The 12525-nt window shown below is 36.7% G+C and carries 15 protein-coding genes; 12 read left to right on the top strand and 3 right to left on the bottom strand.

Annotation, left to right across the window (positions count from 1 at the left end; genetic code table 11):
* Positions 1-89: 89 nt before the first annotated feature.
* From PQQ29_RS05110 to htpX, 11 genes are all read left to right on the top strand, one after another.
* The gene (locus tag PQQ29_RS05110; protein WP_003761424.1) at positions 90-314 is read left to right on the top strand and encodes a hypothetical protein; all 225 of its coding nucleotides are present in this window, start codon (positions 90-92) and stop codon (positions 312-314) included.
* Between the two features lie 218 nt (positions 315-532).
* On the top strand, positions 533-847 hold the full coding sequence (locus tag PQQ29_RS05115; protein ID WP_003761425.1) for a lmo0954 family membrane protein: 315 nt from the start codon (positions 533-535) through the stop codon (positions 845-847).
* Between the two features lie 15 nt (positions 848-862).
* Entirely contained in the window at positions 863-1708 is an 846-nt protein-coding gene (locus PQQ29_RS05120; RefSeq protein ID WP_010990693.1) for a PspA/IM30 family protein, read from the top strand.
* Between the two features lie 187 nt (positions 1709-1895).
* The gene (nagA, locus tag PQQ29_RS05125; RefSeq protein ID WP_003761429.1) at positions 1896-3029 is read left to right on the top strand and encodes an N-acetylglucosamine-6-phosphate deacetylase; all 1134 of its coding nucleotides are present in this window, start codon (positions 1896-1898) and stop codon (positions 3027-3029) included.
* A 15-nt stretch (positions 3030-3044) separates the two neighbouring features.
* The gene (locus PQQ29_RS05130) at positions 3045-3749 is read left to right on the top strand and encodes a glucosamine-6-phosphate deaminase (protein WP_187984068.1); all 705 of its coding nucleotides are present in this window, start codon (positions 3045-3047) and stop codon (positions 3747-3749) included.
* Positions 3750-3764: 15 nt separating this feature from the next.
* Positions 3765-4487 (top strand): GntR family transcriptional regulator, encoded by a 723-nt coding sequence (locus PQQ29_RS05135; protein ID WP_003771201.1) that lies wholly within the window; start codon positions 3765-3767, stop codon positions 4485-4487.
* 134 nt (positions 4488-4621) lie between these two features.
* On the top strand, positions 4622-5677 hold the full coding sequence (locus PQQ29_RS05140; protein WP_003761435.1) for a glycosyltransferase family 4 protein: 1056 nt from the start codon (positions 4622-4624) through the stop codon (positions 5675-5677).
* A 113-nt stretch (positions 5678-5790) separates the two neighbouring features.
* Complete coding sequence (locus PQQ29_RS05145) at positions 5791-6699, top strand: peptidase U32 family protein (RefSeq protein ID WP_187984069.1); 909 nt, start codon at positions 5791-5793, stop codon at positions 6697-6699.
* Positions 6700-6712: 13 nt separating this feature from the next.
* Complete coding sequence (locus PQQ29_RS05150) at positions 6713-7939, top strand: peptidase U32 family protein (protein WP_003771203.1); 1227 nt, start codon at positions 6713-6715, stop codon at positions 7937-7939.
* A gap of 82 nt (positions 7940-8021) precedes the next feature.
* Positions 8022-8579, top strand: coding sequence for a LemA family protein (locus tag PQQ29_RS05155; protein WP_003766234.1), 558 nt, complete (start codon positions 8022-8024; stop codon positions 8577-8579).
* 22 nt (positions 8580-8601) lie between these two features.
* Complete coding sequence (htpX, locus tag PQQ29_RS05160; RefSeq protein WP_003761442.1) at positions 8602-9516, top strand: zinc metalloprotease HtpX; 915 nt, start codon at positions 8602-8604, stop codon at positions 9514-9516.
* Between the two features lie 41 nt (positions 9517-9557).
* Here the strand turns inward: htpX and yjbH are convergent, their stop codons facing one another.
* The 3 genes from yjbH to PQQ29_RS05175 all read right to left on the bottom strand — a co-directional run bounded on the left by yjbH (position 9558) and on the right by PQQ29_RS05175 (position 11689).
* On the bottom strand, positions 9558-10376 hold the full coding sequence (gene yjbH, locus PQQ29_RS05165; RefSeq protein ID WP_003761444.1) for a protease adaptor protein YjbH: 819 nt from the start codon (positions 10374-10376) through the stop codon (positions 9558-9560).
* Positions 10377-10620: 244 nt separating this feature from the next.
* Positions 10621-11205, bottom strand: a complete 585-nt coding sequence (locus tag PQQ29_RS05170; protein WP_112119729.1) for a CYTH domain-containing protein — start codon at positions 11203-11205, stop codon at positions 10621-10623.
* Between the two features lie 16 nt (positions 11206-11221).
* Complete coding sequence (locus PQQ29_RS05175; protein WP_033533207.1) at positions 11222-11689, bottom strand: tetratricopeptide repeat protein; 468 nt, start codon at positions 11687-11689, stop codon at positions 11222-11224.
* A 158-nt stretch (positions 11690-11847) separates the two neighbouring features.
* On the opposite strand from PQQ29_RS05175, the gene yjbM reads away from it, so the two are divergent.
* The gene (gene yjbM / locus PQQ29_RS05180) at positions 11848-12516 is read left to right on the top strand and encodes a GTP diphosphokinase (protein WP_003722788.1); all 669 of its coding nucleotides are present in this window, start codon (positions 11848-11850) and stop codon (positions 12514-12516) included.
* Positions 12517-12525 lie beyond the last annotated feature (9 nt).

A 12525-nucleotide genomic window follows, 5' to 3' on the forward strand; every position in this document is an offset into this window, starting at 1 on the left:
AAACGAGTTTGCATCAGGCAAACTCGTTTTTGTTTTAGTTCGCTTTTTTTAGGGAATAAAATAGTGGATTTCAAGAGGAGGTTGATAGTGTGAAAAATAAAGTAGGAATTATTGCTGGAGCTGTTGCGGGTGTAGTAGCTTGTGCTGCAATTTATGTGGTGAAAAAGCAACAGCCACCCACGCCTTTTGATGAAGTAAATGATATTAGAACACGCTATGCGGACAAAGAAATCTCAGAAACAGAGCTAGAGGAAAACAATATGATTTCTGAAGGCGGAGTTTCATCTCTTCAATATGAAGAAAAAATAAAATAGCCAAAAAGCAGTTTGTATCTTGTGTTACACGAGAAGCAAGCTGTTTTTTGTTCGTTAAACATTTCTTAATATGTTATCCTGTAGTTAGATAATAGGACTCAAGTTGTAGGTGAATTTCCTTCTACAGTGGGTTCTTATACTTGATACATAGCGTTATGATAGGTACAGTAATAAAAGAAAAATATTTCAGCTACACTTGGAAATAAGGAGGTAGACAGATGAGAGCGATTTTGATTGGCGTATTAATAGTTTTACTCTTAGCAATGATACTTATCGTCTTATGGCCAGCAATTATGGCAACTATTGGCGCAGTGCTCGGCTTTTGGTCACTTAAGAAACTACTCGAAGCAAGGTCTGTAGGTGAAAAAATCGTTTATGGTGTATTAATCGGCGTAGGTGCCTTAATCATTCTAGCTAACTTAAAAGGAATCCTGGTTGTTGCAATCATTGGAGCAATCATTTACTTCCTAACTAGAAATAAAAATAAACCTAGAAAAAATGATGATGTATTCGACTACCCATACAATAAATAATTGGAGGAGAAAAAAATGGCAAACCTTTTTGAAAAAATGAAACAATGGAATAAAGAAGTTAGTGAAAAAATCGAAAAACGTGAAGAAAAACGTCGTAATTCGGTAAGTTACTATATGGATAAAACAAAACAAGAAATGAAAGACGCAGAACGCATGGTAGAAAAACAACGCGAACTGAAATCTCTTTTCTATAAAGAATATAAAGAAATGGAAGTTTATGTAGAGAAACGCCGTCATCAAGCTGAAATTGCAAAAGAAGCTGGTGAAACTAAATTAGCTGACTTTGCATTAGAAGAAGTAGCTCAATATGAAGAACAATTAAAAGCAACTAAATCTCATTATGATCAAGCTTCTGAACAACTTGAAAAATTAGAACTACGTATGCACGAAATGCGCTTAAAATGGAAAAACCTTAAAACACAACATCTAGCTGAAATGGCTGAAAAAAATGCAACAGAAACTTCCGAAAAAATGGACAAAGTTATCCATGATATGAGCTGGGGTAGCGTAAGTGACTATCATGAAGCTCAAAAACAACGCGACTTAGCTGAAGAAGCTGAAAAGAAAGCTGATATGAGCAAAGAACTTTCCCAATCTTTTGATGATCTAATGGATGAACTAGAAAAGAAAACCAAGAAAAGCAAAGAGATTATTAAAGACAAAGCCCAAAATTTCACAACAATGGTAGATGAAATTATTGAACGCGAAAAACAAAATTTCAAGAAACCAGAAAAAGCTTCTATGGAAGATCAGTTAAATGAACTTGAAAAAGAGGCTGCTAAAGAACAACCAAAAGAAGAAAAAGAAGTGCTCATTCCAGAATTAGAGAAAAAAGAAGAAGAAAACGAAACAGATAAATAAAAGTAACGAGCGTAGAATAATCATTCTGCGCTTTTTTTATAACGAAATGCTACGGGCCTTTTAAATGCTCGTGGCTTTTTTGGTTACTTTACTTTTTTTTGGGTAAATAGGAAAAGATAAGTTGCATTTTAATGGATACATGCTATAATAATTGGTATAGACCGATTTAACGAGGAGGCAATACGTAATGACTAATAAAGTAATTACTAACGCTACAATTTATACTGGTAAAGGTGTTCTAGAAAATGCTTTTGTACGATTTGATAAACAGATTTTAGAAGTTGGCTCAATGACTGACTTTCAAGCGGAAAAAGCAGAAGAAGTAATCGATGCAAAAGGACAAAAGTTAGTTCCTGGTTTCATTGATGTCCATTCTCATGGTGGTTATAGTTTTGACGCAATGGATGCAGATCCTGAAGCACTTAAAAAACAAGTGAATGGTATGTTAAACGAAGGTATCACTACTTACTTCCCAACAACAATGACTCAATCACATGAAAATATTGAAAAAGCTTTAAAAGTTATTAATGAAGTCGCTCAAACTGAACCTGTAATTGGCGGGATTCATCTTGAAGGTCCATTTGTATCTAAAGTCTTCAAAGGAGCGCAACCAGAAGAATACATTCAAGCACCTGACTTGGAACTTTTCAAGAAGTGGTTTGATATTTCTGGTGGCTTAATTAAATTAGTTACCTACGCGCCAGAACACGATACTTCAGCTGATTTTGAAAACTTGTGTTTTGAACTTGGAGTTGTTCCAAGTATTGGTCACTCCAACGATGTGCGCGAACACTTAAAAACAAGTAAAGCGACACATGCGACACATTTATATAATGCCTGTCACCGCATGACGCACCGTGAACCAGGTGTTCCAGGTCATGTTTTACTCGAAAAAGGTATTAATGCAGAATTAATTGTCGATGGTATTCACGTTCACCCTGATATGGTGAAATTAGCATACCAAATGAAAGGCCCAGAACATTTATGCATTATTACTGACTCGATGCGAGCAAAAGGTATGCCAGAAGGAAAATCCGAACTTGGCGGCCAAACAGTTATCGTGAAAGATAAACAAGCTCGTTTAGAAGATGGAACATTAGCCGGAAGTGTACTCACTTACGACGACGGTTTCCGCAATATGATTAAATTTACTGGATGCACGGTGGAAGAAGCAGTTCTAATGTCTTCTGGTAACCAAGCACGCGAATTTAATTTAACACAAAAAGGTGCAATCCAAGCTGGTAAGGATGCAGATTTCAACTTACTAGATGAAGATTTAAACATTACAGCAACATATTCATTCGGAAAAAAACATTCTTGAGAGGAAGATATTATTATGCAACTTATCACAACAGAAAATAAATTAGCAGGTTCTAAAAAAGCACTAGAAATTATTGAAAAAGGCATTACATCAGGTGAAGTAAATACACTTGGTCTAGCAACAGGAAGCACTCCAGAAACACTTTACGCTGAGCTTGTAAAAAGCGACGTTGACACAAAAAATGTAACAACAACTAACCTAGATGAATATGTAGGTCTTGCAGCAGGCGACCCAAACAGTTATCATTACTATATGAATGACTTATTATTCTCTAAAAAAGCATTTAAAGAAAGTTTCTTACCAAACGGGGAAGCGACTGACGCTGAAGCAGAATGCGCACGTTATGAAGGAATTTTATCTGAGCATCCAATCGATATTCAAGTGCTTGGAATTGGAACAAACGGCCACATCGGTTTTAATGAACCAGGAACTTCTTTTGATTCATTAACACATAAAGTTGTTTTAACAGATTCCACTCGTGAAGCTAACAAACGCTTTTTTGAAAGAGAAGAAGATGTTCCAACACATGCTTATTCTATGGGAATTAAATCAATCATGAATGCGAAGAAAATTATCCTACTTGCTTTTGGTGAAAACAAAGCACAAGCAATCCAAGAAACTATTAAAGGACCTGTAGATGTGAATTGTCCTGCTTCTGTTCTTCAAAATCATCCAGATGTTACTGTGATTCTTGACAACGAGGCGGCGTCACTTCTATAAGAAGAGGGCGGGGAAATGATCGATAAACAATCAGGAATACCGATTTACATTCAGATTCAAAGTGAAATTAAAAAGAAAATGGAAGATGGTGTCTGGAAAGTTGGCACTTCTATTCCAGCTGAACGTCAACTTGCTGAAATGTTTCACGTTAGCCGAATGACAGTAAGACAAGCCATTCAAGGACTAGTCGATGATAATATTTTGCAAAGACGTGTTGGCGCTGGGACTTTTATTGCGGAAAAGAAATTAACCGAACGACTAGAAGCTGTCACAAGTTTTACGAATTTGATGTTGCAAGAAGGGAAAGTTCCTTCAACGCGTATCGTATCGTATGGCATTCGTCCGGCAAGTACGCAAGAACAAGAAGCGTTACAACTACCAGAAAACAGCAATGTAATGAAAATTGAACGGATTCGTTACGGCGACCGTGTACCAATTCTTTATGAAGTTGCCGCCATTCCAGAAAAAATTGCTTCACTGCTTACAAAGGAAGACATTATGGATTCCCTTTATAAAGCGATTGAATTAAAACTTGGTCAAAAAATCGGAGAAGCAGAACAAACGATGGAAGCTTCTTTAGTATCAGAAAAAATTGCGCCATATCTTGATGTGAAACTCGGATCACCGGTTATGAAACTTCGGCAGATTACAACTTTAGAAGATGGTCGACCATTTGAATTTACACGTTCTCAATATGTAGGTAGTAGATTTCAATTTGTAGCTAGGATTAAACAATAGATAGAAAGCTTGAAGCTTGCTCCGTGCGCTTCAAGCTTTTTTTATTAAAAATGTTCGGATAATGATTTTCGTTGTCTTTTTGATAATAAAAAAGTATAATGAGATGAGTAAAAAATTTGCGGGGAGGACTAACCATGAGCTGGATGATAATTTTTATATGTTTTGGTGCGTCCGTGTTACTTACACCGCTAATTCGAAAGATAGCTCTTTATTTTGATATTACTGATAAACCCGATCAGCGACGCATTAATGTGAAGCCGATTCCTAGTTTAGGTGGCTTAGCGATTTTTATTAGTTTTGCCATTGGTTTATTTTTACTTCCAATTGAAAACGAATTCTTATGGGCTTTATTGATTGCTGCATTTGTAATGGTCATAACTGGCCTGTTAGATGATATTATGGAATTTAAGGCAAGATATAAATTAATTGGTCAAATTACCGCTGCCTTTATTATAGTTTTTTGGGGCGATATTAGTATTGATTTTATAAACTTACCTTTTGGTGGAGAAATTCATTTTGGCATTTTGAGTATTCCACTCACGATTATTTGGATTGTAGCGATTACGAATGCAATTAATCTCATTGATGGGCTTGACGGACTGGCAGCTGGTGTTTCCACTATTGCTTTACTGACAATTTTAGGAATGGCATTTATTATGGGGGATGCGCTTGTTATTATGATTGCTAGCGTTTTAATTGCTGGGACTCTTGGCTTCTTACCATATAATTTCAATCCTGCTAAAATATTTATGGGTGATACAGGAGCGCTTTTCTTAGGTTTCATTATTGCGGTACTTTCTATTATGGGCTTCAAGAATGTCACTTTTATCTCTTTAATTGTACCGATTTTAATTTTAGGAGTACCAATTTCTGATACAGTTTTTGCTATTGTACGCCGTATGGTTACGAAACAACCTATTGCTATGGCAGATAAATCGCACTTACATCATTGTTTACTTCGGTTAGGTTTTACACATCGACAAACAGTGATATTAATTTACGCGATTGCAGCATTATTTTCCTTATTTGCATTCATTTTTACGATGTCGACCTTGTGGGGTTCGATGATATTAATTGGAGTACTTTTAATTTTAATCGAAGTGTTAATTGAAACGCTTGGATTAGTAGGAAGCACTTATCGACCGTTGTTAAACTTATTTAAGATTACGAAAGAAGATAAAATAGATTAGAGATTAGCTACTTCAGTTAGTCTCTTTTTTTATGCCAAAATTCTTATTGAGTAACAAGTCTTCTTGTGATACATTTATCAAGTAACGTTTTTAGTAGAAATGAGGAGAAAAACATGGAAATCATAGCGACAGCAGATTCAATGAAACAAGCTGAACAATTGCTTCGCGCGGGGGTAGACAGATTATATATAGGTAACAGCCAATTTGGTTTAAGATTACCTCATTCCTTTTCTGTCGAAGAATTACGTGAAATAGTTCATTTAGCGCATCAAGAAAAGAAAAAAGTAACCGTAGCTGTAAATTCGTTAATGCACAACGAACATATGGAAGAGCTACCAACATTTTTAGACCAACTTGCTGAAATGAAAGTAGATGCAGTTGCATGCGGCGACCCAGGAGCGATTATGCTTCTTGGCGAAATGGCTCGACCGATACCTTTTATTTACGATGCCCAAACATTTGTCACTAGCGCAGAACAAATCTCATTTTGGGAAAAACAAGGAGCAGTCGGAGCGGTACTTGCAAGAGAACTTACTGAAGACGAAATAAAAGCAATTGCTAAAAGTCTTACTATTCCAGTAGAAGTACTGGTTTATGGCCCAACATGCATCCATCAATCAAAACGCAAACTAGTTACTAACTACCAACGAATTGTTGAAATGGAAGATGATACCTCGAAGGAACGTGGACTTTATTTACGCGAACCTAATGATGAAACTAGCCAATTACCAATCTATGAGGACGAATCTGGAACGCACATTTTTGCTTCAGAAGATGTTTCACTGGTACCATACTTAGCTGATTTATATGAAGCAGGCTTGAAAACTTGGAAACTGGACGGGGTTCTTGCAGAATCGGATAATTTTGTACAAATTGCCACTCTATTTGTCGAGGCAAAAGAAGCCGTTATTAATGGACAATTTGTTGCGGAATATTTTGTCAATAAATTAACGGAACTACAACCTAAAACAAGAAAACTAGATGCAGGATTTTATTTGAAAAATCCGGATGATGTGAAGTAGGGGGAATAGCATAATGAGTAAAGTATTAAAAAAACCAGAAGTGCTAGCTCCGGCTGGTAACTTAGAAAAATTAAAAATTGCCATTCGTTACGGAGCGGATGCTGTATATATTGGTGGCCAGGCGTTTGGGCTTCGGTCACGAGCAGGGAATTTTAGTTTTGATGAAATGAAAGAAGGTATCGCATTTGCGCATGAGCGAAATGCAAAAGTGTATGTAGCTGCCAATATGGTTGCGCACGCAGGGGATACAGAAGGTGCTGGTGAATTTTTCCGGACACTCCGGGATATTGGCATTGATGCAGTCATCGTTTCTGATCCTGCACTAATTAGCATTTGTTTTCAGGATGCGCCAGGCTTACCAGTCCATTTATCAACACAAGCATCTGCAACCAATTATAAAACGCTAGAATTTTGGAAAAAACAAGGATTAGAACGCGTGGTGCTTGCCAGAGAAGTAAGTATGCAAGAAATCCAAGAAATCGGCGAAAAAACGGATGTCGAAATGGAAGCATTTATTCATGGTGCAATGTGTATTTCTTATTCCGGCCGTTGTACTTTATCCAATCATATGGCGAACCGGGATGCGAATCGAGGCGGTTGTGCGCAAAGTTGTCGCTGGAAATATGATTTATTTGAGATAGATAATGGCGTTTCTAAAAATTTAGTTGATACAGACGAAGAACCGTTTTCGATGAGTGCGGTAGATTTATCTATGATTAAATATATTCCAGATATGGTTGATGCTGGCGTAGATAGCTTAAAAATCGAAGGAAGAATGAAATCGATTCATTATGTCTCAACGGTAGCAAGTGTGTATCGCCGTGCGGTAGATGCATACTGCGCGGACCCTGAGAATTACGAATTTGATCCAGCCTGGGAAGAAGAATTATGGAAAGTTGCACAGCGCGAGTTATCAACAGGCTTTTTCTATAAAGAACCAACCGAGGACGAGCAATTATTCGGGAAAACTCGGAAAATACCTCAATATGCTTTCGCCGCTCAAGTACTTGAATACGACGCAGAAACAAAAATTGCTACCTTACAACAACGAAATAATTTTGGTGTCGGGGAAGAAATTGAGTTTTATGGACCGGGAGATACTGGTTTTAAACAAGTTGTCGAAGTTCTTTGGAATGAAGACGGGGAAGAAATTGACCGTGCTCCAAATGCGATGATGACGATAAAAATGCCGGTAGATAGACCTGTTAAGCCATTTTACTTTATGCGAAAGAAAAAATAGAATCTCATGCTGCAGTAGGATTGTCGTGTACTCCCCAAGTAAGGTATAATGGGATTAGTACATATGAAGGAGGAGATTAATTATGATAGGATGGATTATTGCTATCGCTGTTGTTGTAATTCTAGTATTGATTTATTTCGGTCTATACAACAGCCTTGTAAAATACCGTAACCGTGTTGACGAAACTTGGGCGCAAATTGACGTACAATTAAAACGTCGCTTTGACTTGATTCCTAATTTAGTTGAAACAGTTAAAGGGTATGCAACACATGAAAAAGAAACACTAACACAAGTAATTGAAGCTCGTAACAAAATGATGGAAGTTCCTGCTGACAACCGTCAAGGGCAAATCGAAGCAGATAATATGCTAAGTGGGGCGCTTAAATCTATTTTTGCATTAGGTGAAGCTTATCCAGACTTAAAAGCAAATACTTCCTTCATCGAATTACAACATGAACTAACTACTACGGAAAACAAAGTGGCGTATTCTCGCCAACTTTATAACACAACCGTAATGACTTATAACACAAAAGTACAATCAGTACCAACAAACATCGTAGCAAAACTGCATAACTTTAAAGAACGCGATATGCTTTCGATTCCAGAAGTAGAGCGTGTTGCACCAAAAGTAGAGTTTTAAGCCATGAAGGAGAGCGAAAATTATGCTATTTGAACAAATTGCAGCAAATAAGCGAAAAACTGTTTTTATCATTCTTGGCTTTTTTATTTTCGTTCTTATGGTTGGGGCTGCTATAGGTATAATTGTTTGGAATAACTATCTAAATGGACTCATACTTGCGGCGGCTATTGGTGCGGTTTATATTTTGATAATGGTTATGAGCAGTTCGTCGGTTGTCATGGCGATGAATCATGCGAAAGAAGTCACCTCAAAAGAGCAAGCACCAGTTTTATGGGATACTGTTGAAAGCATGGCGATGGTTGCTGGTATCCCAATGCCAAAAGTTTATATTGTAGAAGATCCAAGTCCGAATGCATTTGCAACCGGTATTTCTCCTGAAAAAGGCGCCGTAGCTGTCACTAGAGGATTGTTAAATAAATTAGAACGATATGAGTTAGAGGGCGTTATTGCTCATGAGATTTCTCATATTCGTAACTATGATATTCGCTTGTCGACTATTGCGATTGCCTTAGTTGCGGTTATTGCTATCCTAAGTGATTTAGCTATGCGTTTGATTTTCTGGGGTAGCTTAACAGGTGGAAGAAATAGCCGTAAAAGTGACAATAATAATGGTGGCGGGGCACAGATAATTATCTATGTAGTAGCACTAATTTTTGTTATTTTAGCTCCGATTATAGCTACGGCGATTCAGTTCGCTTTATCTAGAAATAGGGAGTACTTGGCTGATGCGAGTGCAGTGGAATTAACTCGGAATCCAGATGGGCTTATCCAAGCATTACAAAAAATTAGCGGTGATACGAAAAAAATGGAAGAAGTTAGCGCTTCTAGTGAGTCCATTTACTTTTCGTCGCCATTGAAGTCTAAAAAAGATAAACCAGGTCTTTTCGATTCCCATCCGCCGATTAGTTCGCGAATTGAGCGGTTGGAAAACATGTAATAAAAAAGTAGCAGCCGAGGATTAGGCTGCTACTTTTTTTATTATAAGCTACCGATATATTTCCAGTGAGGCTGGCCATCTGGAGCATCGATTAATTCTACTTTTTGTTGAAGGCGCCATTTCTTCATTTGGCGGTCAATTTGTTGTTCAGAAACCCCGTAAAAGGCTGCCATGGAAGCAGAAGAAGTAACTTTTACTTTAGCTAAATATTCTTCCATTTGTGGGCGCTCTTCTGGTTCTGGGAAATCATTTAAAAGCTCGGATAAAACATGTACGTAGACCTCATAACGATGTAGGCCACTTAATTTTAACCCAGCGTCTTCTATATTTTTATTGAAGAAAACTACTGTTGGATTTTCGCGTATTTCCATTTCTTGTGCTACTTTTTGGTCGCCAATATAGGCGCGCTTAGCAGCAGTAGATGCTAAATCTTTTTTGAATTCAGTAAGATCTAGACCGGTGGAAATAGCGATTTCATAGAGTACTTCTTCACTAGCGATGTCTTTATTCTCAAGAAAATAAGCTTCTTGAATCTTACGCAGGAATGTAATACCTTGTTTTTTTCCTTGGAGTTCAGCGGCTTTGACTGCAAGACAAGAAATATAGGAAAGGTGCGCCCCTATTTGTTGTTCTTTTAAGCTTAGGTTACTATTTCCAGCGCGTTTTTGTTTACATACAAATGTCTGCAAATTATTATGCAGCACATAGCGCAATTTAAAATAGTTCCCGTACTCCATTTGTAACCGGAGCATGTTCGCTTCAATATTCCAACAGTCATCACAAGCGGGATCAAAAAATAGATAAATTTCGATGGGCTTGGAATTAGCTACTGACTGATAATATAAATTTTGGTTAATCATTTGCTATCACCTGATTTTCAAATTCTAAATACCTTCAAGCAGATATTCATTTCAATGTACCAGTGTGAAAAGAAATAATTCACTGCTAAGTAAAAGCTGATACAAAATTGGTTTTGTAACTTACATATCTATTTTATCAGCGTAATGTAAATTTAACAAATAATTGTCATTGGCTTAATATATTTATTCGTTATTTTTTAAGAATTTGTGTCATTTCGCTATAAATTAGTACGTTTTTCGTTAGTTAGTCATTATTTTTATACACATGATTATAAAAACGAGCTACTTTGTTTTCTGCTGGATGATTCGTTATTTGATATTCTTTGAGTAGTTTATCAAAAATTTCTTTTCCTTTATCGTAATCAGAAACTTCATATTCTAAATCAAAATCTGAAATAGAACCATAGAAATTTTTGTCGAATACGAGTAGTCCTTTTTTATAATCTTTTTCGGCACGGATTGTTTTAAGGGAACCAAAGACTTGTAAATCTTCATGATTAATACCGATTTCTTTTAAAGTATCGCGCACTGGACCAACTGGAATATTTGCTCCGTCTGTAATGGCTGTTGCTTGATCTGCTGCTAAAATTTGAGTTGTTTCCATTAAACCGCGTGCTTCAGGAGTTTTTAGCGTTAATTGGTACTGCGTTTCTAACTGACGAATTCGAAGAGCAGAGTTACGTTCTTTTAAGCCGAAATCTGCCGTATCTAAATAAAAATTAGTTTGTTCAAAAAAATCATCCTCTTTAATTCGAAAATCCTCTATAAGTCGATCATATTCCTCTTTTGTCAAAAGATTGCGGAATTCTATTTCTAGTTCTTTTACCATGAAAATTCATCTCCTCTTAATGAAATAATGCATCTAAATCTTGTGCATAAAATTGAATCGCTTTTTTGTAACTTAAAATATCTTTGTCATTAGTTGTATTTGTTAGTAACAGAAGTGCTTCTTGTAAGGCTTCTTTTTCCTTACCTTGATTATACTTAGCCATGATGAAAAAAGTACGTAAAGCATTATTTTCTGGGAACTCTTCTATCGCTTTTTGGAAAAGAAGGACGGCTTTTTCGGGAGAACCTGTTATCCGGTAGGTGCTACCAAGACCAATATAAGCTTCTTTTTTATCTGCATCAGGAAGACCAAGCTCCAGTGCTTTCTCATAAAAAGGGATAGCGGCATCTTCTTTACCGAGCGCATCGTGTGCCCATGCTGCAAAATAATTTAGTTCCGCATTTTCTGGGGCGTTTTTTAATTCTGCAAGAGCTTTTAGTCGAGCAGTTTCGTAATCGCCATTTTGAAGTAAAGTAAGAATCATTTCCATCATCCTTTTCATTGTATCGTTAGCGCTTCAGTTTTATTTTAACATGTGATTGAAAAAAAGGTTACTTTTAGCAAGGTGGATTAATCACTTTTGTGTTAAAATATAACTGATGTTGCATAAATTTAATCATGAATATACTTGAGGTGAGCGATTTGAATCATTGGGAAGACTTTTTAGCGCCTTATAAACAGGCAGTAGAAGAACTTAAAATTAAACTTAAAGGAATGCGTTCACAATTTGAGCTTGAAAATAATCATTCGCCAATTGAATTTGTTACAGGACGAGTGAAGCCAGTTGCGAGCATATTAGACAAAGCTAATCAAAAACATATCGCACTTGACCATTTAGTGGAAGAAATGCAAGATATTGCGGGACTGCGAATGATGTGTCAATTTGTAGATGACATTGAGGTTGTTGTTCGTCTTTTAAGGCAACGCAATGATTTTCGGATTGTGGAAGAGCGCGATTATATTACAAATAAGAAACCCAGTGGATACCGTTCGTATCACGTCGTTATTGAATACCCAGTGGAAACAATTCAAGGTGAGAAGAAGATTTTAGCTGAAATCCAAATTAGGACATTAGCAATGAATTTTTGGGCGACTATTGAGCATTCGGTAAACTATAAATATCAAGGCGAATTTCCAGAAGCGATTAATAAGCGACTAAAACGCGCTGCCGAGGCGGCTTTTCAATTAGATGAGGAAATGTCGCAAATTCGTGAAGAAATACAAGAAGCGCAAGTCTATTTTTCTCAAAACAAAGATGTATCAAAGGATAAAAAAGCGGTGCATCAAGTAATGCCAAAGAAAAATAAGTAATTAAGCGTA

This window comes from Listeria innocua, from assembly GCF_028596125.1.
Taxonomy (GTDB): Bacteria; Bacillota; Bacilli; order Lactobacillales; family Listeriaceae; genus Listeria; species Listeria innocua.

Bases quoted from the DNA above. Each gene is read 5' to 3' on its own strand.
- PQQ29_RS05140 (WP_003761435.1), top strand. From the start codon at position 4,622: ATGAGCTGGATGATAATTTTTATATGTTTTGGTGCGTCCGTGTTACTT.
- yjbH (WP_003761444.1), bottom strand. From the start codon at position 10,376: ATGATTAACCAAAATTTATATTATCAGTCAGTAGCTAATTCCAAGCCC.
- PQQ29_RS05150 (WP_003771203.1), top strand. From the start codon at position 6,713: ATGAGTAAAGTATTAAAAAAACCAGAAGTGCTAGCTCCGGCTGGTAAC.
- htpX (WP_003761442.1), top strand. From the start codon at position 8,602: ATGCTATTTGAACAAATTGCAGCAAATAAGCGAAAAACTGTTTTTATC.
- PQQ29_RS05115 (WP_003761425.1), top strand. From the start codon at position 533: ATGAGAGCGATTTTGATTGGCGTATTAATAGTTTTACTCTTAGCAATG.
- nagA (WP_003761429.1), top strand. From the start codon at position 1,896: ATGACTAATAAAGTAATTACTAACGCTACAATTTATACTGGTAAAGGT.
- PQQ29_RS05170 (WP_112119729.1), bottom strand. From the start codon at position 11,205: ATGGTAAAAGAACTAGAAATAGAATTCCGCAATCTTTTGACAAAAGAG.
- PQQ29_RS05155 (WP_003766234.1), top strand. From the start codon at position 8,022: ATGATAGGATGGATTATTGCTATCGCTGTTGTTGTAATTCTAGTATTG.
- PQQ29_RS05175 (WP_033533207.1), bottom strand. From the start codon at position 11,689: ATGATTCTTACTTTACTTCAAAATGGCGATTACGAAACTGCTCGACTA.
- PQQ29_RS05120 (WP_010990693.1), top strand. From the start codon at position 863: ATGGCAAACCTTTTTGAAAAAATGAAACAATGGAATAAAGAAGTTAGT.
- PQQ29_RS05130 (WP_187984068.1), top strand. From the start codon at position 3,045: ATGCAACTTATCACAACAGAAAATAAATTAGCAGGTTCTAAAAAAGCA.
- PQQ29_RS05135 (WP_003771201.1), top strand. From the start codon at position 3,765: ATGATCGATAAACAATCAGGAATACCGATTTACATTCAGATTCAAAGT.
- PQQ29_RS05145 (WP_187984069.1), top strand. From the start codon at position 5,791: ATGGAAATCATAGCGACAGCAGATTCAATGAAACAAGCTGAACAATTG.